The following is a 20,498-nucleotide window of genomic DNA, read 5'->3' on the forward strand; positions in this document are numbered from 1 at the left end:
CGTAGGAGTCTGGGCCGTGTCTCAGTCCCAGTGTGGCTGATCATCCTCTCAGAACAGCTAGGGATCGTCGCCTTGGTGAGCCATTACCTCACCAACTAGCTAATCCCACCTAGGTTCATCCAATCGCGAAAGGCCCGAAGGTCCCCTCCTTTCCCCCGTAGGGCGTATGCGGTATTAGCAGTCGTTTCCAACTGTTATCCCCCTCGACTGGGCAGATCCCTAGGCATTACTCACCCGTCCGCCGCTCGCCGGCAAAGATAGTAAACTATCTTCCCGCTGCCGCTCGACTTGCATGTGTTAGGCCTGCCGCCAGCGTTCAATCTGAGCCATGATCAAACTCTTCAATTAAAGTTTTTTGAAACCCGAAGGTTTCGGCTCAATGAATTCTGATTGCTTTATCAACCGAAGTTAACAAAGTCTTTTTGTACATATTGCTATGAACATTCATCGTTGCATTGAGTTTAAATTTTTTGATTGCTCTTCCTAAGAAGAAGCAATTTCGAATAACTCAATACCTGTGAATGTCCACACAGATTACTTGATAAATTGTTAAAGAGCGTTGATGTTGATTTTTCAAACATCGCCGTAAGACGCTAGGTCGTTGGCTTGGGCTGCGTATTCTACAGACCCTGTTGTCAGCGTCAAGTGTTTTTTCAAACTTTCTTTTCGCTGTTGATTTGATGATGAAACCGAAGTTTTTATCCTTTCAAATCAACCTGACTTCCTAAGTGATTAACTTCAGATGCCACTTTGCTTTCGCGCTGTGCCGTGTCAGTGGTTGCGCATTATAGGGAGATTCTGAGGCAGTGCAAGGGCTTTTGTGTAAAAAGATCTGTTTTTTACGATCTTTTTGATAGTTACCCACTTACATACATGTTTTGCACCATTTACCCCCAAAGTTATCCACAACAGGTGCTTTATAACCTTAGACTCTTGCCAATCAGATATAAAAAAAGCAGCTATATAAGCTGCTTTTTATAATCACTATGCTGGTTTAGCTAAGCTAACTGGCTTATTAACTTAATTTGCCATGGCATTGTTTAAATTTCTGACCTGATCCGCAGGGACATGGATCATTACGTCCCACTTTCTCACCATCGCGTATAACCGTCTTAGGTTTTTCCGCTGTAGCTGTCGCTTCACCTTCGTCCAATGCTTGTGCCGTTGCATGTTGGTAATCACGTTTAATCTTAGCTTCTTCATCGCGACGGCGTTGTTCCATGTCATCTACATCAGATTGTGCTTGTACTTGCACTTTCGATAATACACTGATGACATCGTGCTTTAATGTTTCAAGCATCTGTTGAAACAACTCAAATGATTCACGCTTATATTCTTGCTTAGGATTTTTTTGTGCATACCCACGTAAATGGATACCTTGACGTAGATGATCCATCGCAGCCAAATGCTCTTTCCATAAACCATCTAAGGTTTGTAGCATTACAGCTTTTTCAAATTGACGTAATACTTGCGGGCCAACCATCTGCTCTTTAGCTTTAAAGGCTTCAGTCCATGATGTCACAATACGCTCACGTAATGTCTCTTCATGTAGATCGTCTTCTTTATCTAACCATTCTTGTATCGGAAGCTTTAAGGCAAACTCATTATGTAAACGTTGCTCTAAGCCTGGTACGTCCCATAACTCTTCTAAAGAATTCTGTGGGATATAAGTATCAATAACGCCAGAAATAACATCTTGTTCGATATTTTTGATGGTGTCTTCAATGCTTTCAGCATCCATTAACTCATTACGTTGCGAATAAACAACTTGGCGCTGATCATTTGCCACGTCATCATATTCAAGCAATTGCTTACGAATATCGAAGTTACGCGCTTCTACTTTGCGCTGTGCGTTTTCGATGGCACGAGATACCCATGGATGTTCGATAGCTTCGCCTTCTTCCATACCCAGCTTTTTCATCATGCCTGAAACACGATCTGAAGCGAAGATACGCATTAAGCTATCTTCCATCGATAGGTAGAAACGTGAAGAACCCGCATCACCTTGACGACCAGCACGACCACGTAGCTGATTATCGATACGACGCGATTCATGACGCTCGGTACCAAGAATGTGTAAACCGCCAGCCGCAAGCACTTCATCATGGCGTATTTGCCAATCTGCTTTAATTTTAGCTTTCTGTTCTGCTGTTGGATTATCTAACGCTTCTATCTCCATGTTCCAGTTGCCGCCTAATACGATATCCGTACCACGGCCAGCCATATTTGTTGCAATAGTTACTGCGCCTAAACTACCGGCTTGGGCAACAATTTCAGCTTCTTTTTCATGGAACTTAGCATTTAGCACACTGTGTGGAATTTTGGCTTTTTTCAATAATGTATTAAGCAGCTCTGATTGCTCAATAGAAACGGTACCCACTAGCACTGGCTGTCCGCGTTCACGACAACCTTTAATATCAGCAACAATAGCATCATACTTTTCTGCAGCTGTTAGATAAACTAAATCGGCCATGTCGTTACGAACCATTGGACGGTTAGTCGGTACTACAACGGTATCTAGGCCATAGATATGCTGAAACTCGAATGCTTCAGTGTCGGCAGTACCCGTCATACCGGCTAATTTATCATACTGACGGAAGTAGTTTTGAAAGGTAATTGACGCCAATGTTTGGTTTTCATTTTGAATATGAACCCCTTCTTTAGCTTCAACCGCTTGATGCAAACCTTCAGACCAACGACGTCCTGGCATTGTACGGCCAGTATGTTCATCTACAATAACAACATCATCGTCTTGGATAATATAATCAACATCGCGTTCAAATAAAGTATGTGCACGAAGTGCTGCATACACGTGATGCAGTAATGAAATATTTGCGGCTGAATAAAGTGAATCACCTTCAGCTAACATGCCTTGTTCAGTTAACAGTAGTTCAACTTTCTCTTGACCACGTTCTGTTAAATGAACTTGTTTACCTTTTTCATCGATTGTGAAGTCACCTTCACCGATATAGTCTTCGGTATCTTCTTTATCTTGACGTACAAGACTAGGAATTAACTTATTCACTTTAATGTACAGATCTGAGCTGTTTTCGGCTGCACCTGAAATGATCAGTGGCGTACGCGCTTCATCAATTAAGATTGAATCGACTTCATCGATCAATGCGTAGTTTAGTGGGCGTTGTACACGCTCTTGTGGAGAAAAGGCCATATTGTCGCGCAGATAATCGAAACCAAATTCGTTATTGGTGCCATAAGTTATATCTGCGTTATACGCCTGTTTCTTTTCTATTTGACCAATACCAGCAACGTTAACGCCAACCGTTAAGCCTAAAAACTCAAATAACGGACGATTGAATTCAGCATCACGACGGGCTAAGTAATCATTCACAGTAATAACGTGAACACCTTTGCCACTGAGACCATTCAAATATGCAGGTAATGTTGCAGTTAATGTTTTACCTTCACCGGTACGCATTTCAGCAATACGATTGCTGTCTAAAACCATACCGCCAAGTAATTGGACATCAAAAGGACGCATGTTAAACACACGTTTTGACGCTTCACGCACAACGGCAAATGCTTCTGCCATCAGACTTTCTAAGCTTTCACCTGAATCTAGACGCTGGCGAAACTCTGCGGTTTTTGCTTTTAGTTCTTCATCGGAGAGTTTTTCATAATCTGCTTCCAATGCGTTAATTTTAGTGACCACTTTACCCAAGTTCTTTAGGGTACGATCGTTTTTGCTTCCAAATACTTTTGTCAGTAATTTACCTAACATCTTAGTCACTTATCTCTTGTAGGTTTGGCTCTTCAGAGCGGATTAACCGTTAATATGATCAACTTGCTTTGCGATAGACATACTTTTGTGGATCTATTTGTTGTCCACCGCGAAGCACTTCGTAATGCACATGAGGGCCGGTTGAACGGCCTGTGCTTCCCATACTGGCGATTGTATCGCCTTTGGCAACGACGTCACCTACGTTTACTGACAGAGATTTATTGTGTCCATAGCGAGTTCGAAGACCATTACCATGATCTATTTCGATAAGCTCACCATATCCAAACATACTTCCTGACCACGTTATTACACCTGCGGCAGTTGCAACAACATCGGCCCCTTCTCGCCCAGCAAAATCAATACCTTTATGCATTGTTCTACGGCCATTAAAAGGGTCATTGCGTAAACCATAGGGCGAAGATAACCAACCTTTATCGATTGGCCGCCCTGATATATAACGCTCTTCATCTATATGGAGATTTGTTGACACTGTTTCAAGTAGTGACAACTGAAGATTATTACTATCAATTCTTGATGCCAGCGTATTCATATCATTAATAAGCTGACTTAATTCGATTCCTGTCCCTAATTCACTGTAACCGCCGATACCAACTTCTACATGGAAATCGAATTGATCGTCGAGTAAATTATTTTGGGCGACTTGCTGGCCTAATGCCTCAAGTCGGGTAATTTTGGCCTGCATTTTAGCAACATGAGTTACTAACGTAGACAGTTGAATTTCGGTTGCGTGTTTGAGCTCAATAACTTGCTGTTTTTGTTGCTCACGCAATTGTTGGTTTTCGTCCACTTTAGCTTGTTGATTAGCAAAGCGATCGGTACTGTATTGATAAATAGCAGTTCCGGTGACCATTATCATGATAGGTAGAAGAAACCATCGCTTACTGGGTTGCCAGCGCGTGACCCCATTTCGACCTTGAACAAATACTGTTACACTCATAGCCTAACTCAGCCATCTTATTATCATATGAAAAAGCCCCCTCAAGACCTCAGCAATTTATTACATTTATCAGGAAAACTTCCTGAACTCGCTGAGAAAGCAGAACTATTAAATAATCTGAATAATTATTTAAAACAGATTATCGATGGTCCTGCGGCAGAGCAGCTAAAAGTAGCCAATCTCCGCCAGGGTGTTCTTGTTGTTGAAACGTCATCCGCTGCCTGGGCCGCGAGAATTAATTTTCAAAAGCCTAAACTACTACGACAACTTCAGGCTGAAACATTACCCATGCTCACTGCTATTGAGGTTAAAGTCAACCCAGGATTAGCAATAGGAAATGTAAACTCCCAGGTGAATCACACTTATATCAGTAATGAAGCTGCGCAACACATCACTGCATTGGCTGATCATGTTGAAGGATCACTGGGTGAAAAACTAAAACGGCTGGCTGCATTGGCCAGCCGTAATAGGCGATAAAACGATTAAGCTAGTGCCGCTGAACCTGGCACAATGAAGCTGACAGGCACATCGGCTTCTTTGTCAAAGCTGACTAATTCCCATGCATCCTGCTGGGCAAGTAGCGCTCTAACGAGTTGATTATTTAATGCATGACCTGTTTTGTATGCTTTAAATTCACCGACAATGGCATGACCTGCTACATACAAATCACCAAAAGCGTCGAGAATTTTATGCTTAACGAACTCGTCTTCATAACGCAGACCATCAGGGTTGAGGACGCGGTATTCGTCAAGCACTACAGCGTTTTCCATGCTGCCACCTAAAGCTAGGTTATTCGCACGCAAATATTCAATGTCACGCATAAAGCCGAAGGTTCTAGCACGGCTGATATCTTTTACAAAAGCGGATGTAGAAAAGTCCATTACCATATGTTGTTGGCTTCGAGCAATTTCTGGATGAGTAAAGTCAATTTTAAAATCAACTCTAAACCCTTTAAAAGGTCTTAACTCAGCCCATTTATCACCGTCTTCCACTCGAATAGGTTTGGTAATTTTTAGGTATTTTTTCGGTGCCGCTTGTTCTTTAATGCCTGCGCTTTGAAGCAAAAATACAAACGGACTGGCACTGCCATCCATAATTGGGATTTCAGGGGCATCAACTTCGATAATCGCATTATCAATGCCTAAACCAGCAAGTGCTGCAAACAGATGTTCAATTGTAGATATACGAACACCAGTATCATTTACAAGCGCTGTACACATTGTCGTTTCACGCACTAATTCAGCCTTAGCAGGTATAGACACTGGAGGCGTAAGATCGGTACGTGTTAGTACAATCCCTGTATTTACTGGTGCGGGCATAATGCACAGAGTGACCTTGTTGCCAGAATGTAATCCGACACCAGTACTCTTCACCATTTTTTGAACAGTTCTTTGAAAAATCATTCATTTACCCGTAAATAACAATAAAAACAAAAGCTTAAAATAAATACCTAAAGCTATCATGTATAGCTGGTACGACATGCTACCATATCTTGCGCAATTCACAAAAAAAATGCAAATGACCCCAGAACAACCTCATTTCGTTATCAACTACGTAATCATCACACCTTTATTAATATTAATATTGTAAACAATATTAATATTAGCCTATCAAAACCGCTTTTAAACGGGTTGATAGTTATGCTAGTTAATCAGCTTGCTTACGTAAAAATGCTGGAATATCTAAATAATCTGCATCTGCACGTGGAGCTGGAACTGATTGTGGTACAGCATTACTCTTCGGCGAAGAATATGTTTGCGCAACAATAGGTTCGTCAACTGGCTCTGGGCGTGGCTCAATAACTACTGGCTCTGGGCGTGGTGCTGTTTTTTGCACTAACTGAATATCAGGCTTCTTTTCAATGCCAATACCCGTAGCAACTACCGTTACACGTAGCTCATCACTCATTTCAGGATCAATCACCGCACCGACTACTACTGTAGCATTTTCAGATGCATAAGCTTTAACATGGTTACCCACTGTTTCTAGCTCTTCAATTGTGATGTCCATACCAGCAGTAATGTTAACTAATACGCCACGGGCGCCAGCTAGATCAATATCTTCTAATAATGGACTTGCAACCGCTGCTTCTGCTGCTTCTTCTGCGCGGTCATCACCAGTAGCGACACCCGTACCCATCATGGCATTACCCATTTCAGACATAACGGTTTTCACGTCGGCGAAATCCACGTTAATTAAACCTGGACGAGTAATTAGTTCAGCAATACCCTGCACCGCACCAAGTAGCACGTTATTAGCTGCTGCGAATGCATCGAGTAATGATGTACCACGACCAAGCACTTTAAGTAGCTTTTCATTTGGAATGGTAATTAATGAATCCACATGTTTAGCTAACTCAGCGATCCCTATCTCAGCGTATGCCATACGCTTTTTGCCTTCAAATGGGAACGGCTTAGTCACAACGGCAACCGTTAAGATGCCTTCTTCGCGTGCGATTTCAGCAACGACTGGTGCAGCACCGGTACCGGTACCTCCGCCCATGCCCGCTGCGATAAAGATCATGTCAGATCCTTTAATTGCCGCACGAATATTTTCACGATCTTCTTCTGCCGCTTGACGGCCTACGTCTGGGTTTGCCCCAGCACCTAGACCTTTTGTAACATCACGTCCAAGTTGGATAGTTGAACCCGCACTTGATTTACGTAATGCCTGTGCATCTGTGTTTGTTACGATAAACTCAACACCTTCGATGCTGTGTTTTACCATATGTTCGACAGCGTTTCCGCCACCACCACCGACACCGATGACTTTAATCACCGCTTCGTCTGAATGTGAATCCATGATCTCAAACATTGTCTGATCCCGTTTGTCTGCGTTATTTAAAATTCACCCTTAAACCAGCTTTTTACCCGATTTAAAAAGCTAGTTACCCCTTGGCGTTCAGGACGTTCGAACTGACGTTCGATAAGCCTTCTTGCCCCATAGTGAAGCAACCCTATCCCTGTTGAGTAAATTGGTTGGTCCACGTATTCATATAATCCTTTAACAGGCAGTGGCGATGCGACTCGCACTGGCATACCGAATGTCGCTTCGGCAATGTCTACCACGCCTGTTATGGAGGATGTTCCGCCAGTTAGCACTATACCTGCGGCAATTTGATCTTCTAAGCCGCTATCTTGTAATTGCTTAAGTACTAACTCGAATAATTCTTGGTACCTTGGCTCAACAACTTCTGCCAGAGTATGACGTGACATGCTGCGCGAAGGTCTCCCACCGACAGATGGCACTTCAATACTGTCTTCACGGCTTACCATTGAGCTTCTTGCGCTGGCAAACTGCACTTTAATTTGTTCGGCATGGGTTAACGGTGTGCGAAATATTTTAGCAATATCACTGGTTACTTGATTACCTGCTACTGGCACAACCGCGCAATGGCGTAATGCGCCGTTGGTATAAACCGCAATATCGGTTGTTCCGCCACCGATATCGACAATACACACACCTAAATCTTTTTCATCATTGGTCAATACAGAGTCTGCCGATGCAATACCTGAGAAAACCAAGTCATCCACTTTTAAACCGCAACGTTCAACACTTTTTGTGATGTTTTTAGCCATGTCATTTGCACATGTCACAATATGAGCTTTCGCTTCCATCCGCATGCCAGACATACCTATTGGGCTTTTTATACCGTCTTGCACGTCAATTGAATATTCTTGTGGCAACACATGCAAAATTCGACGCTCGGTAGGTATTTTAACCGAACGCGCGGTATGAATGACGTTGTCGACATCTTCTTGAGTCACTTCTTCGTCGTTAATCGACACCATGCCGTTTTCATTCTGACACGCGATATGTTTACCTGAAATACTTAAATAAACAGAAGACACCTGGCAGTCAGCCATTAATTCAGCTTGATCTAATGCCCTTTGAACACTGCGTACGATTGAGTCGAGATCATTCACACCGCCTTTGTCCATGCCACGAGAAGGATGATTACCTAAACCAATAACACTAATTTCGCCATCCGGCAGTACTTCACCTATTATGACAGCGACCTTTGATGTTCCGATATCTAACCCTACGATAAGGTTTCTTTCCTGATTTTTGGTCATTTATTCTCAGTTCTCTTATTGGTCTCATCCCAGCCCACAGCAAAACCTGTGTCATAACGTAAATCAACTCTGGCGACGGGTCTTTCACTTTGCACTAGTGTCGGGTAGACATTAATAAAACGCTGTATTCGAGACATTTTATCCTCACGCCCTAGCTCTATTTGTATGCCGTTAGCCAATTCAGCTTGCCATGCATGGCGTGGGCTTAATCGCAGACTGGCTAATTTAAATCCATTAATCTGAAGTAAGTCATCTAATTGCCTAAAGCTTATAAGTACTTCTTCAGCCATATCATCAGGACCTGACAACTTAGGTAAATCAACTAGGTCCAATTCCGCCAAAGCATTAAACACTTCACCGTTAACATTTAGCCAAGCATCACCGTTCCAGTGCGCCACGGCTTGTTGCTCTTGCAAATTAACCTTAAATTTTGCAGGCCACTCGCGCCTAACAGACGCATGATAAACCCACGGTAGGCTTTCTAATGCCCGCTGTATATCTAATACGTCTGCGTTAAAAAAACTACTTTTCATCATTGATTGCAACGCCACCTGGATTTCTTCGTCCGAGGTATAATGGCGCTCGCCTTTAATGGCAATTGCTTCTATCGGAAGGGCATCAGCATCATTAAGTAACTCATGAAGCTTCATGCCACTCCATGTAATTGTTGCCAACACACTGAGCAAAAACATCAAACCAAAATACAAATACCAATTAACGTGTTTTAGTTTTTGTTTTAACTGGCGTCCTTTCTTGCTCCATGACACCGATAATCACTCCCGAAAACTGCTGATACGATCCTGCAACAAACCGGCCATTATATAGTGCTTAATGGCTGTATAAAAGCACGATTTTTCAACTGCATAGCTGTACAAAAACCGTTCAGTTTTATTTTAACATCATGCTGGCTTAAAACCCAGTTCACTGCTTGCTAACTCACGTGATAACGCACCAATATTACCCGCACCTTGAGTTAGTAATAAGTCTCCGTCTTGTAATACATCAGGTAATACACTTGCGAGTTGATCAGGCCCAGAGATAAATATCGGGTCAACCTGACCGCGCACGCGAATTGAACGACACAATGCTCGGCCATCAGCACCCGGTATCGGATTTTCGCCAGCAGCATAAACATCAAGTAACAGCAAACAATCGACTTGCGATAGAACCTCGACAAAGTCTTCGTATAGATCGCGAGTACGGCTATAACGATGTGGCTGGTAAGCCATCACTAATCGTTTATCAGGCCAACCTGCACGTGCCGCTTTAATGGTTGCAAGTACTTCGCTTGGGTGATGCCCATAATCATCCACTAACATGACCTTGCCATTTGGGGTCTCAAACTCACCTAAATGCTGGAATCTACGGCCAATACCTTCAAACTCTGCTAATGCTTTTACAATAGAAGCATCATCAATCTCATCTTCACTGGCCACTGCAATAGCAGCTAAAGAGTTAAGCACGTTGTGTGCTCCGGGTAAGTTCAACACGATATCTAAATCGGGTCTGTCTTTTCTGTGCGCAGTAAAACGAGATTGATGCCCTTGCTGAACAAAGTTACTCGCCCTGACATCGGCATCTTCACTAAAGCCATAAGTGACTATTTGACGTCCAACTCGCGGTAAAATCTCTTGAATAACCGGGTCATCAATACACATTACGGCAACACCGTAAAATGGTAAATTATGTAAAAAATCCACAAATGTGGTTTTAAGTACTTCAAAGTCGCCGCCATAAGTGTCCATATGATCAGCTTCAATATTGGTTACGACACTGACCATTGGCTGTAAATGTAAGAAGCTGGCATCACTTTCATCTGCTTCAGCAATCAAATATCGGCTTGTACCTAAACGTGCATTGGTACCTGCACTGTTTAATAGTCCGCCAATAACAAAAGTGGGATCGCGCTTAGCTTCACCATAAACACTGGCAATTAAACTGGTTGTGGTGGTTTTACCATGTGTACCAGCAATGGCTACACCATGACGATAACGCATCAGTTCAGCTAACATTTCTGCACGACGCACGATTGGCGTACGATTTTCCTGTGCGGCTAGAATTTCAGGATTCTGCTTATCAATAGCCGTTGAGACGACCACAACATCCACATCAACAACGTTGTTAGCCTGATGGCCAATAATAATTTTTGCTCCTAAACGCGCTAAGCGTTCGGTGACATTATTTACCGCAATGTCCGAGCCACTGATTTGATAGCCTTCATTGACTAACACTTCCGCAATACCACCCATGCCAGCACCACCTATGCCAACAAAATGAATTCGCTTGATCCGTCTCATTTCTGGGATCATGCTACGAAGCTGTGCGTACTTTTCTGTCTTTGTCATTTCAACCCTTTTTCGCTACCGCGGCGCATATAGCTGCAACTCTTTGAGTGGCATCTAACACGGCTACGCCCCGTGCTTTTAGCCCCATTTGGAGCAATACTTGTCTATTACTGGCAAATAGCTGCAATTTTTCAGCAAGCAATTTTGCATTCAATTCTGTTTGCGGTAATAAAAAACCCGCCTTTGCATCCACTAACACTGCTGCGTTTTTAGTTTGATGGTCATCTACAGCATGTGGATAGGGCACTAATATACTTGGTAATCCTACAGCGGCTAATTCAGATACCGTTAATGCACCTGAGCGGCACACTACCACATCAGCCCAGCGATATGCGGCTTCCATATCATCAATAAACTCGGCTACATTCACTTTATCAAGCTGGTTTAGTTGCTGATAAGCGGCTTTAACAGAATCTAGGTTATTTTTACCCACTTGGTGCCAAACAGTTATCGAATGCTGTGTCGCTAACTGAGCAACCGCATCAGGTAAGGTTTCATTAAGCGCCTTAGCACCTAGGCTTCCCCCAACAACAAGCACTTTTAATGCGTCTTCGCTAAGGGGTTTCTCTAGCCCACCGAGTAACACCAACTCTTGTCTGATGGGGTTACCCACCACTTCAACATTTTTAACATCGCTCGAAAACGTGTTGTTAAAAGCGCACAATACTTTGGTGGCAATTTTTGACAGTAATTTGTTCGTCAAACCTGGAATGGCATTTTGCTCATGCAGCACTACCGGAACGCCAGCCAACTTAGCTGCTATGCCACCAGGTCCACTGGCAAAACCGCCCATACCTAACACCACATTGGGCTTAAAATCGTCTATCACTGCTTTGGCTTGAATAATAGAGCGTATCACTTTAAACGGTGCAGCTAATTTACGCAGCAAGCCATTACCGCGCACGCCTTTAATATCGATAAACTCAATATCAAAACCATGTTGTGGCACTAAGCGTGCTTCCATACGGTCTGCAGTGCCTAACCATCGTACCTGCCAGCCGCTGGCGGCTAAATGCTTAGCCACGGCTAATGCAGGAAAAACATGACCGCCGGTACCACCTGCCATCACTAATAATCTTGGAGAGTGGCTATAAGCAACTGCACTATTATTGTTATTTGTATCTGTCACTATTTAGCCCTCCCTTGTACTGCTTGAATCAAACTGACACGCCTTTCATGATCAATCCTGACTAACAACATTACCGCAGCGGTCATTACCCACAAGCTACTACCACCATAACTAATAAAGGGTAATGTCAGCCCTTTTGTTGGCAACATGCCAATACTTGCGCCGACATTAACAACAGTTTGAAAGCAAATCCAAATACCCACGCCATATGCTACATAGCTTTCAAACGGTCGTTGCATTTGCAAACAAAGGTTACCCAATCTAATAGCGCGCAGTGCAATAAAAAACATTACTATTAGCACTGCAATAATGCCCATAAAGCCCAGTTCTTCACCAATGACCGCAAAAATAAAGTCGGTGTGCGCCTCAGGTAAGTAAGCTAACTTTTGAATACTATTACCTAAGCCTTGGCCAAACCAATCCCCCCGACCATAAGCCATTAACGATTGAGTTAACTGATAACCGCTGCCAAATGGGTCTTCCCACGGGTCCATAAACGAAGTCACCCGTCGCATTCGGTATGGCTCAAATAACACCAGTAACACAAAGGTGGCGATTCCGAGTAATATCAACACCATAAAGTCAGTTATTCGGGCTCCAGCCAAAAATAATAAACTGACGGTACAAACGAATAATACCACTACTGTGCCTAGGTCGGGTTGCAGTAGAATTAACACCGCAAACAACACATAAACACCAATAGGCTTATAAAAGCCTTTGCGGTTTTCCCTTAACTCACCATGTCGACGAACTAGGTAACCCGCCATATAAACAATAAAAACAAACTTTGCCAGTTCAGCGACTTGAATTCGCACAGGTCCAATGGCTAACCAACGCCTTGCACCATTAACCGATGTTCCCACCACCAATACGGCAAATAGCATAACTAACACGCCTATCATTAGCATGCCGCTATTTTTTTCCCAGTGACTCACCTCAACTTTCAACACCGCAAACGCAATGACAATGCAGCCAACAAGATAAAAAATATGCCGATATATAAAGTGAAACGGATTCCCCGTTAACTTCTCTGCCTCTGGCATAGAAGCTGACATTACCATGACAAAACCAAAACACATCAGGCCAATAATAGCCGCTAAAAATGTGCGATCGTAAAGCTCCACGCCAGCGCTATTATCATCAAGCAATGAAGGCCAAATTCCTTTCAGCCCTTGTTTGAACAAGCTTAATCGCTGCTCATTACTGGCCATCTAGTTGTTCCACACATTGCTTAAAATCGTCGCCACGCGCCATAAAGTTGCGATACATATCTAAACTGGCGCACGCAGGTGACAGCAATACAATATCACCTGAGAAAGCTATTTTTGCAGCGGTATCAACCGCTTCTTTCATGGTGTTTACGCTAATACTATTACTTTTGAGCTTAGCGATTTTCGCGCCGTCTTTACCAAGAGTAATGACCTTTGCCACATGCTCTAATGCTGGAATTAAGGGATTAAAATCAGCCCCTTTACCGTCACCACCTGCAATTAAAAACACCTCACCTAAATGGGTATTTAATCCTTGCAACGCTGCAACCGTTGCACCAACATTGGTGGCTTTAGAATCATTGATATATGTCACACCGTCTACAACCGCCACAAGCTCACAACGATGGCTTAGGCCCTTAAAGCTACTAGCAACTTGAATAGAAAAAGCTTTATCGACTGAGCAGGCATCAACCAATGCCATTGCTGCCAGTAAATTTGCGTGGTTATGCGACCCAATTAAGGTAACATCATTCAAATTCATGATCTCACTGTCACCGTGGAAGATTTTACCGTCGCTTAATCCCCATTCGTCCCCTTCAGGCACCCCTAAACCGAATGTATTTTGGTTCATGGGTTCAAAGGGAAAAGTCAGCTCATCATCACGGTTGTACATCACAAACTTACTTTGTGGGTACAGATTCAACTTAGCTTCCCGGTAGCTGGCAATGCTGCAATAACGATCCATATGATCTTCGCTAATATTTAAGCAAGTCGCTGCAATACAGTTTAACGAAAAGGTTGTTTCAAGCTGAAAGCTAGATAACTCCAATACATAGTATTCAACATCCAGAGCCAATAAATCTAATGCTGGAATACCAATATTACCGCCCATGGCGACTTTTTTTCCTGCTGCAACCAAGATGTCGTTCACCAGGGTTGTCACGGTAGACTTACCATTGGATCCTGTAATACCGATCACGCAAGGTTTTCTATCGGCAATGGCTCGGGCAAATAGCTCTACATCACCAATAACCTCAATACCCATGTCACGCGCAGCTCTAATCTCAGGTGTATCAATTGAGATACCAGGACTGATAATTAATTGACTTGCTTGAACTAAATATCGGCAATCAAAACCACCTGCCATCAATTCAACATCAGTAAACTCTTTTGCTAGCACATCTTCGCCTGGGGGGTGACGACGGCTATCCATTACCAAAGGTTTAATTCCCTGCGAAACTAAATAACGCACGACCGACAGCCCTGTGGCTCCAAGCCCTAACACTATGTGCGTATAATTGGATTGCATAATAATTTACCTTAACTTCAAGGTCGCAAGACCCAGTAACACAAGGAACAGTGAAATAATCCAAAAACGGACAATTACGCGCGGCTCTGGCCAGCCCTTTAATTCATAGTGGTGGTGTATAGGCGCCATACGGAAAATACGCTGCCCGCGAAGCTTGTAAGAGCCAACCTGTAAAATAACTGAAACGGTTTCCATCACAAATACGCCACCCATAATGACCAATAAAATCTCTTGGCGAACCAATACTGCAATAGTGCCTAAAGCAGCACCGAGTGCGAGTGAGCCTACATCGCCCATGAAAACTTGCGCAGGATAGGTGTTAAACCACAAAAAACCTAAACCAGCGCCAACAATTGCGGTACATACAATCACTAACTCACCAGCCTCTGGCAAATGAGGGATATGCAAATAGCTAGCAAACTGGGCATGACCTGACAGATAAGCAACCAGCGCAAATGCGCCTGCTACCATTACCGTAGGCATAATCGCTAAACCATCTAAACCATCGGTTAAATTAACCGCATTACTTGCACCAACAATGGTGAAGTAAGTTAAAAAGATAAACAGGATGCCAAGCTGTGGCATGACATCTTTAAAAAAGGGCACGACTAACTGAGTCTCTCCGGGTATTGTCGCTGAACTATATAAGTAAAAAGCGACAATTAACGCCGCTATAGACTGGGAAGCATATTTCCAGCGAGCGATAAGTCCTTTAGAGTTTTTCTTAACCACTTTTAAGTAGTCATCAAGAAAGCCTATCGCGCCAAAAGCACCTAACACAAACAACATCACCAACACGTATCGACTGGATAAGTCTCCCCAAAGTAATACGCTGATAAAAATACCCGCTAGGATCAGTAATCCGCCCATGGTTGGGGTGCCGCGTTTACTAAAGTGTGATTCAGGGCCGTCATTACGCACAACTTGGCCAATTTGCAATAACTGCAAACGCTCAATCAATTTTGGTCCCCACCACAAACTAAACACTAATGCGGTTAACAGCCCTAATATAGCTCTAAAAGTCACATAAGAAAAAACGTTAAACCCACTGTAAAACTGGGTTAAATACTCGGCCAGATAAACCAGCATCTACACTAACTCCCCGCGCCCAAAGGCATCTACTAATATATCGACCACACGTTCCATCGCTGCGCTTCGAGAACCTTTAACTAATATTGTCGCCTCACCTGGCAACTGATTTAATTGTGCTATTAACATCTGACCTAATTCACTGACATCTTGAAAATGTTGACTACCAAAAGCACGACTTGCGTGTGCAGATAAACTGCCACAACAATACATCGCGTCAATATTAGCCATTTTAGCCTGCTTGCCGAGCTGTTCGTGCAAAGGGGCAGCATTGTCGCCTAATTCGCCCAAATCTCCCAGCACTAAACAACGGTGATGTTGACGTTGTTGCAACCAGTTAATCGCAGCACTGACTGAACTAGGGTTGGCATTATAACTATCATCTACCACTAAAAAACGCCCCAATGCTTTTGGCATCATGCGCCCTTTTACTGGTTGCAATAAACTCAACCCTGAGGCCACCATCGATAAATCTAGCCCTAGAGCTAAACATATAGATGCAGAAGCCAGTGCATTGCTGACTTGATGGATACCCGCCAACGGCAATTGCACCTCAACCGCTTGCGAGGCATATTCGAGTGAAAAATGATAACAACCTTGGGCACTGGCAACTAATTTAGTAGCTCGCACATCAGCGGTAACATCTAACTCCCGAGAAAAGCGCAGCTGCTTAAACGCCGCAGTTTTAATTGCCATAAAATCAGCAAACTGATCATCGGCATTAATCACGGCAGTACCGTCTGGTAACAAATGATTAAATATTTCAGATTTAGCCTGTGCAATGCCTTCTATCGAGCCAAACCCCTCAAGGTGTGCACTGCCGATATTGTTGACTAAGGCAACTTGCGGCTCAACTAGGCTACTGGTGTAGTTAATCTCACCTTTATGGTTCGCACCTAATTCAAATACACCATACTGATCACCTGGTGATAATCGCAACAGGGTAAGTGGGACACCAATATCGTTGTTAAAATTACCTGCGGTGAATAACACCTGAAATTGCTGAGATAAAATGGTTGCGACCATTTCTTTAACGCTGGTTTTACCGTTTGAGCCGGTTAACGCCACGGCTATCGGTGCCACTTGCTGTCGCACTAACTGACCTAATTGGCCTAAAGCTTTGTGAGTATTACTGACGACAACTTGAGGGATATTCAGCGGCAACTCTCGTTCAACTAATAACGCTGTAGCGCCATTTTCTAAAGCCTTAGCTGCAAATTCATGGGCATCAAATCGTTCACCTTTGAGCGCGATAAATAGACTGTCATGATCAAATTTACGGCTATCAGTACTGACGGCCTTGATAGTGATATTCTCACCAATCAACTGACCATTTAAAGTCTGTGCTATTTGACTTAATGAAAGCGAAATCATATTGAAGCCTCCATTAACTGCATGGCCAATGCGCGTTCATCATAATTCAATCGTTTTCCTGCCACTTCTTGATAAGTTTCATGACCTTTGCCCGCCAATAAAATAATGTCATCCGGCTTCGCTTGCGCCACAACTTGCTTGATTGCGCTGATCCGGTCGATATTAGACAGTGCTTGTGCGGGTGAAGCTAACCCCGCTAATACATCGTCAATAATATTTTGAGGATTTTCACTACGCGCATTGTCGCTGGTAACCATAACGCGATCAGCAAATTGTTCTGCGGCCTGCGCCATTAAAGGACGCTTGCCTTTATCACGATCGCCACCACAGCCAAAAATACACCACAATTGGCCTGCACAATGAACGCGCAGTGCTTTTAAAGCTTGCTCGATAGCGTCTGGAGTATGGGCATAATCAACCACTAATGTTGCTTTACCATCACACGCAAAACGCTCCATTCGGCCTGCAACCGGTTTTATTTGCGGTAACACATTAAGTATGTCGGCCATTTCAATACCCTGTAACGATAAAGCTGAAATAGCGGCTAATACATTAGCAAGATTAAAATGCCCAAGTAGCGGTGAGATTAATTTTGCGCTCAATTTATCCTTGCCATTGGCTGAAGGATAAATCAATGTTGCATTAACACCCTGATCATTAAATACCGTGTCTTGGCAGTAAAAGTCTGCTTTGCTACTCGTTAAGCTAAAGGAGTAAAACTGCACTTTGCTAGCATTGCCGTTAAGTAAGTCAGCTGTGGATAATCCATCTTTTTGTAATTCACTTAACCATTGTTTACCCACGGCATCATCTAAATTAATCACCCCATTGGATAATGATGCAAATTGAAATAAGCGTTTTTTTGCTGCGGCATAGGCATCCATATCACCATGATAATCAAGATGATCGCGACTTAAATTGGTAAATACTGCGGTATTGAATGGCACCGCTTCAATCCGCCCTTGCACTAAACCGTGGCTTGATACTTCCATGGCACAAACGTTCGCGCCCTGCTGTTCAAATTGAGCTAATTGCTGCATCACGGTAATCGCATCAGCTGTGGTATTGCCACTGTCAACGAGCTCGCCCCATAATCCATTGCCAAGAGTCCCCATTACAGCCGCTTTTTGACCTAATAAAGTCACTATTTGCGCAATAATCTGGCTGACTGAGGTTTTACCATTCGTGCCAGTAATGCCTATTACTTTAAGCTTATTTGAGACACTGTAGTATTGAGCTGCTACAGCTGACAGCTGTCTTGTCAATTGGCAGAAATGAATAATAGGCACGCTATTAATCAACTCGACGTGTTCATGTCGAGCGGGATCGTCTGTGTGCGCAAGTACCGCTATTGCGCCGTTTTCAATCGCAGCGTTAATATACTTTCGCCCATCAACTTGATAACCAGGCAAGGCAACAAACACTTTACCCTCATCTATCTGACGACTATCTAGGGTTAAGCTATAAAAAGTTTCAGCCCCGGCATAATGAAACCAGGGCGCGAGTAAATCTTTGAGTAACATCATCCCGCGCTCCTTGGCGCAGCCGCAAGCTTTATCGCATCGCGTTCAGAAATAGGTTCGACATTGAGCATTTGCAGGGCACCGGACATTATCTTGGCAAAAGCAGGGCCGGCGACATCGCCGCCATAATACTTATCACCTTTAGGTTCATTTATGACCACAGATATAGCCAGTCTTGGGGTATGCACAGGCGCTACACCGGCAAATATTGCCACATAATCATCACCATAGCCTCCAGCTACCGCCTTACGACTGGTGCCTGTTTTACCCGCTATAGGATAACCATCAATATGGGCCTTAGTCGCTGTACCACCGGTTTCAGTCACGCCGACCAACATTTGCATGACATCTTTAGCAACTTGCTCAGATAATACTTGCTGGCCTTTAGGTGGCTCTTTCAACTTTAAAATAGATACCGGAAACAATACGCCGCCACTACCTAGGGTGGCATACATGCGGGCAAGTTGAAGCGGCGTGGCGGTAAAACCATAACCAAATGATAATGTCGCGCGTTCAAAATCAGACCAACGGCGGCGATCATGAATTAATCCTGCACTTTCACCCGTTAAGTTAATACCTGAATAATTGCCAAGTCCCATAGATTGATAAGTACCAAGCAATTGTTGAACTGGCATAGATAAGGCGAGTTTACTGATACCTACGTTAGATGATTTGACCAGTATTTTTGCCAGCGACATATCACCATAGTTGTTTGAATCACGTACCTGACGGCCACCAATCCGCATCCAACCTGGCGATGTTGAAATCAGATCATCAGACTTTACGGTTCCAGCCTCTAAAGCCGCCGCCACTACAAAGGGTTTAACGGTAGATCCAGGTTCAAAAGTATCTGTCAATGCGCGATTACGCATTCGGTGTGCTTGCAAATTATCACGAGCATTGGGGTTATATGATGGCGTATTGACCATAGCTAGCACTTCGCCAGTAAGCACATCAATCACCACCACAGAACCTGAAGTTGCTTGATAGGTTTCAGTAGCCCGCTTTAATTCTCGATATGCCAATTGTTGAATGCGTTGATCAATACTTAAGACGATGTCGTTAGAGTTTTCACCCTCTTGCACCATATCTAGACGTTCAACTACGCTACCGTCACGAGATTTACGTACTTTTTGCTTTGACGGTGTCCCTGTTAACCAGGTGTTATAGGTGTTTTCAATACCCTCAATGCCAACATCATCAATATTGGTGATACCAATTAACTGAGCAGCAATTTCTCCGGCGGGATAATAGCGACGTGATTCTGATTTTAGGTAGATACCGCCAATTTTTAATTGCTCAATATAATCAGCAACCGCAGGGGTAACTTGACGCTTTAGATAGACAAACCGTTTCTTTGGATCGCGCTTTACTTTCTCAACCAATTTATCCACAGGCTCTTGCAGTACATCGGCTAATGCTTGCCAACGGCGCATATCAACAAAGGCTTTTTGATCGTATGCATGTTTAGGGTCGGCCCATACCGCTCTGACAGGTACGCTGACGGCAAGCATGTCACCATGTCGGTCGGTAATTAAGCCTCTTTGTACCTGGTTACTGGTCGTTCGTAGCGTACGCATATCACTTTCGTGACGCAGTTTATCCGGTTCAATAATTTGAATGTAGGCTGCACGGGCAATCAAACTGACAAATAACAGCATGACAAATCCCACCACAACGTATAGACGCCATGGGATCAATTCAGGATTTTGTTTACGCTTTGCTTGTCTGGACATATTCCCTAT

At 43.5% G+C, this 20,498-nt stretch carries 15 protein-coding genes and 1 rRNA gene (1 of these 16 running past the window's edge); 1 reads left to right on the forward strand and 15 read right to left on the reverse strand.

Annotated elements, in window-relative coordinates; all coding sequences use genetic code 11:
• From ACRWP9_RS00810 to ACRWP9_RS00820, 3 genes are all read right to left on the reverse strand, one after another.
• Positions 1 to 348: ribosomal RNA gene (locus tag ACRWP9_RS00810) — 16S ribosomal RNA — on the reverse strand (it extends 1,197 nt beyond the left edge of the window).
• A gap of 667 nt (positions 349 to 1,015) precedes the next feature.
• Positions 1,016 to 3,739 carry a preprotein translocase subunit SecA gene (secA, locus tag ACRWP9_RS00815; RefSeq protein WP_434928881.1) on the reverse strand — a complete coding sequence of 908 codons (2,724 nt, stop codon included), beginning with the start codon at positions 3,737 to 3,739 and terminating at the stop codon, positions 1,016 to 1,018.
• 58 nt (positions 3,740 to 3,797) lie between these two features.
• Entirely contained in the window at positions 3,798 to 4,697 is a 900-nt protein-coding gene (locus tag ACRWP9_RS00820) for a M23 family metallopeptidase (RefSeq protein ID WP_434927440.1), read from the reverse strand.
• A 27-nt stretch (positions 4,698 to 4,724) separates the two neighbouring features.
• Between ACRWP9_RS00820 and ACRWP9_RS00825 the strand changes: the two genes are divergently transcribed.
• Entirely contained in the window at positions 4,725 to 5,174 is a 450-nt protein-coding gene (locus tag ACRWP9_RS00825) for a DUF721 domain-containing protein (protein ID WP_434927441.1), read from the forward strand.
• A 5-nt stretch (positions 5,175 to 5,179) separates the two neighbouring features.
• Here ACRWP9_RS00825 and lpxC read toward each other — a convergent pair whose 3' ends face one another.
• The 12 genes from lpxC to ACRWP9_RS00885 form a co-directional block, all read right to left on the reverse strand.
• Complete coding sequence (lpxC, locus tag ACRWP9_RS00830; RefSeq protein ID WP_434927442.1) at positions 5,180 to 6,100, reverse strand: UDP-3-O-acyl-N-acetylglucosamine deacetylase; 921 nt, start codon at positions 6,098 to 6,100, stop codon at positions 5,180 to 5,182.
• A gap of 244 nt (positions 6,101 to 6,344) precedes the next feature.
• Entirely contained in the window at positions 6,345 to 7,511 is a 1,167-nt protein-coding gene (ftsZ, locus tag ACRWP9_RS00835; protein WP_434927443.1) for a cell division protein FtsZ, read from the reverse strand.
• 26 nt (positions 7,512 to 7,537) lie between these two features.
• On the reverse strand, positions 7,538 to 8,773 hold the full coding sequence (ftsA, locus tag ACRWP9_RS00840) for a cell division protein FtsA (RefSeq protein ID WP_226412745.1): 1,236 nt from the start codon (positions 8,771 to 8,773) through the stop codon (positions 7,538 to 7,540).
• Positions 8,770 to 9,540, reverse strand: coding sequence for a cell division protein FtsQ/DivIB (locus ACRWP9_RS00845; protein ID WP_434927444.1), 771 nt, complete (start codon positions 9,538 to 9,540; stop codon positions 8,770 to 8,772). The genes ftsA and ACRWP9_RS00845 overlap by 4 nt, the downstream gene beginning before the upstream one ends.
• Positions 9,541 to 9,672: 132 nt before the next feature.
• Positions 9,673 to 11,118 carry a UDP-N-acetylmuramate--L-alanine ligase gene (gene murC / locus ACRWP9_RS00850; protein ID WP_434927445.1) on the reverse strand — a complete coding sequence of 482 codons (1,446 nt, stop codon included), beginning with the start codon at positions 11,116 to 11,118 and terminating at the stop codon, positions 9,673 to 9,675.
• Position 11,119: 1 nt separating this feature from the next.
• A complete protein-coding gene (murG, locus tag ACRWP9_RS00855) occupies positions 11,120 to 12,184 on the reverse strand; it encodes an undecaprenyldiphospho-muramoylpentapeptide beta-N-acetylglucosaminyltransferase (protein ID WP_434928882.1) in 1,065 nt (354 codons plus the stop codon).
• A 62-nt stretch (positions 12,185 to 12,246) separates the two neighbouring features.
• Positions 12,247 to 13,458: a cell division protein FtsW gene (gene ftsW / locus ACRWP9_RS00860; RefSeq protein WP_434927446.1), complete on the reverse strand. Its 1,212-nt coding sequence runs from the start codon at positions 13,456 to 13,458 to the stop codon at positions 12,247 to 12,249.
• Positions 13,448 to 14,767 carry a UDP-N-acetylmuramoyl-L-alanine--D-glutamate ligase gene (murD, locus tag ACRWP9_RS00865; RefSeq protein WP_434927447.1) on the reverse strand — a complete coding sequence of 440 codons (1,320 nt, stop codon included), beginning with the start codon at positions 14,765 to 14,767 and terminating at the stop codon, positions 13,448 to 13,450. Before murD ends, ftsW begins: the two co-directional genes overlap by 11 nt.
• A 6-nt stretch (positions 14,768 to 14,773) precedes the next feature.
• The gene (mraY, locus tag ACRWP9_RS00870) at positions 14,774 to 15,856 is read right to left on the reverse strand and encodes a phospho-N-acetylmuramoyl-pentapeptide-transferase (RefSeq protein WP_226412735.1); all 1,083 of its coding nucleotides are present in this window, start codon (positions 15,854 to 15,856) and stop codon (positions 14,774 to 14,776) included.
• Positions 15,857 to 17,230 carry a UDP-N-acetylmuramoyl-tripeptide--D-alanyl-D-alanine ligase gene (locus tag ACRWP9_RS00875; RefSeq protein ID WP_434927448.1) on the reverse strand — a complete coding sequence of 458 codons (1,374 nt, stop codon included), beginning with the start codon at positions 17,228 to 17,230 and terminating at the stop codon, positions 15,857 to 15,859.
• Positions 17,227 to 18,756 carry a UDP-N-acetylmuramoyl-L-alanyl-D-glutamate--2,6-diaminopimelate ligase gene (murE, locus tag ACRWP9_RS00880; protein WP_434927449.1) on the reverse strand — a complete coding sequence of 510 codons (1,530 nt, stop codon included), beginning with the start codon at positions 18,754 to 18,756 and terminating at the stop codon, positions 17,227 to 17,229. The genes ACRWP9_RS00875 and murE overlap by 4 nt, the downstream gene beginning before the upstream one ends.
• The gene (locus ACRWP9_RS00885; protein ID WP_434927450.1) at positions 18,753 to 20,489 is read right to left on the reverse strand and encodes a penicillin-binding transpeptidase domain-containing protein; all 1,737 of its coding nucleotides are present in this window, start codon (positions 20,487 to 20,489) and stop codon (positions 18,753 to 18,755) included. The genes murE and ACRWP9_RS00885 overlap by 4 nt, the downstream gene beginning before the upstream one ends.
• Positions 20,490 to 20,498 lie beyond the last annotated feature (9 nt).

The organism is Shewanella sp. HL-SH2, from assembly GCF_051164935.1.
GTDB lineage: Bacteria > Pseudomonadota > Gammaproteobacteria > Enterobacterales > Shewanellaceae > Shewanella > Shewanella glacialimarina.

Coding starts and splice junctions, on each gene's coding strand:
- ACRWP9_RS00825 (WP_434927441.1), top strand. CDS start 4,725: ATGAAAAAGCCCCCTCAAGACCTCAGCAATTTATTACATTTATCAGGA.
- secA (WP_434928881.1), bottom strand. CDS start 3,739: ATGTTAGGTAAATTACTGACAAAAGTATTTGGAAGCAAAAACGATCGT.
- ftsZ (WP_434927443.1), bottom strand. CDS start 7,511: ATGTTTGAGATCATGGATTCACATTCAGACGAAGCGGTGATTAAAGTC.
- ACRWP9_RS00875 (WP_434927448.1), bottom strand. CDS start 17,230: ATGATTTCGCTTTCATTAAGTCAAATAGCACAGACTTTAAATGGTCAG.
- murG (WP_434928882.1), bottom strand. CDS start 12,184: ATGGCAGGTGGTACCGGCGGTCATGTTTTTCCTGCATTAGCCGTGGCT.
- murD (WP_434927447.1), bottom strand. CDS start 14,767: ATGCAATCCAATTATACGCACATAGTGTTAGGGCTTGGAGCCACAGGG.
- ACRWP9_RS00820 (WP_434927440.1), bottom strand. CDS start 4,697: ATGAGTGTAACAGTATTTGTTCAAGGTCGAAATGGGGTCACGCGCTGG.
- ftsA (WP_226412745.1), bottom strand. CDS start 8,773: ATGACCAAAAATCAGGAAAGAAACCTTATCGTAGGGTTAGATATCGGA.
- ACRWP9_RS00885 (WP_434927450.1), bottom strand. CDS start 20,489: ATGTCCAGACAAGCAAAGCGTAAACAAAATCCTGAATTGATCCCATGG.
- lpxC (WP_434927442.1), bottom strand. CDS start 6,100: ATGATTTTTCAAAGAACTGTTCAAAAAATGGTGAAGAGTACTGGTGTC.
- mraY (WP_226412735.1), bottom strand. CDS start 15,856: ATGCTGGTTTATCTGGCCGAGTATTTAACCCAGTTTTACAGTGGGTTT.
- murE (WP_434927449.1), bottom strand. CDS start 18,756: ATGATGTTACTCAAAGATTTACTCGCGCCCTGGTTTCATTATGCCGGG.
- murC (WP_434927445.1), bottom strand. CDS start 11,118: ATGACAAAGACAGAAAAGTACGCACAGCTTCGTAGCATGATCCCAGAA.
- ftsW (WP_434927446.1), bottom strand. CDS start 13,458: ATGGCCAGTAATGAGCAGCGATTAAGCTTGTTCAAACAAGGGCTGAAA.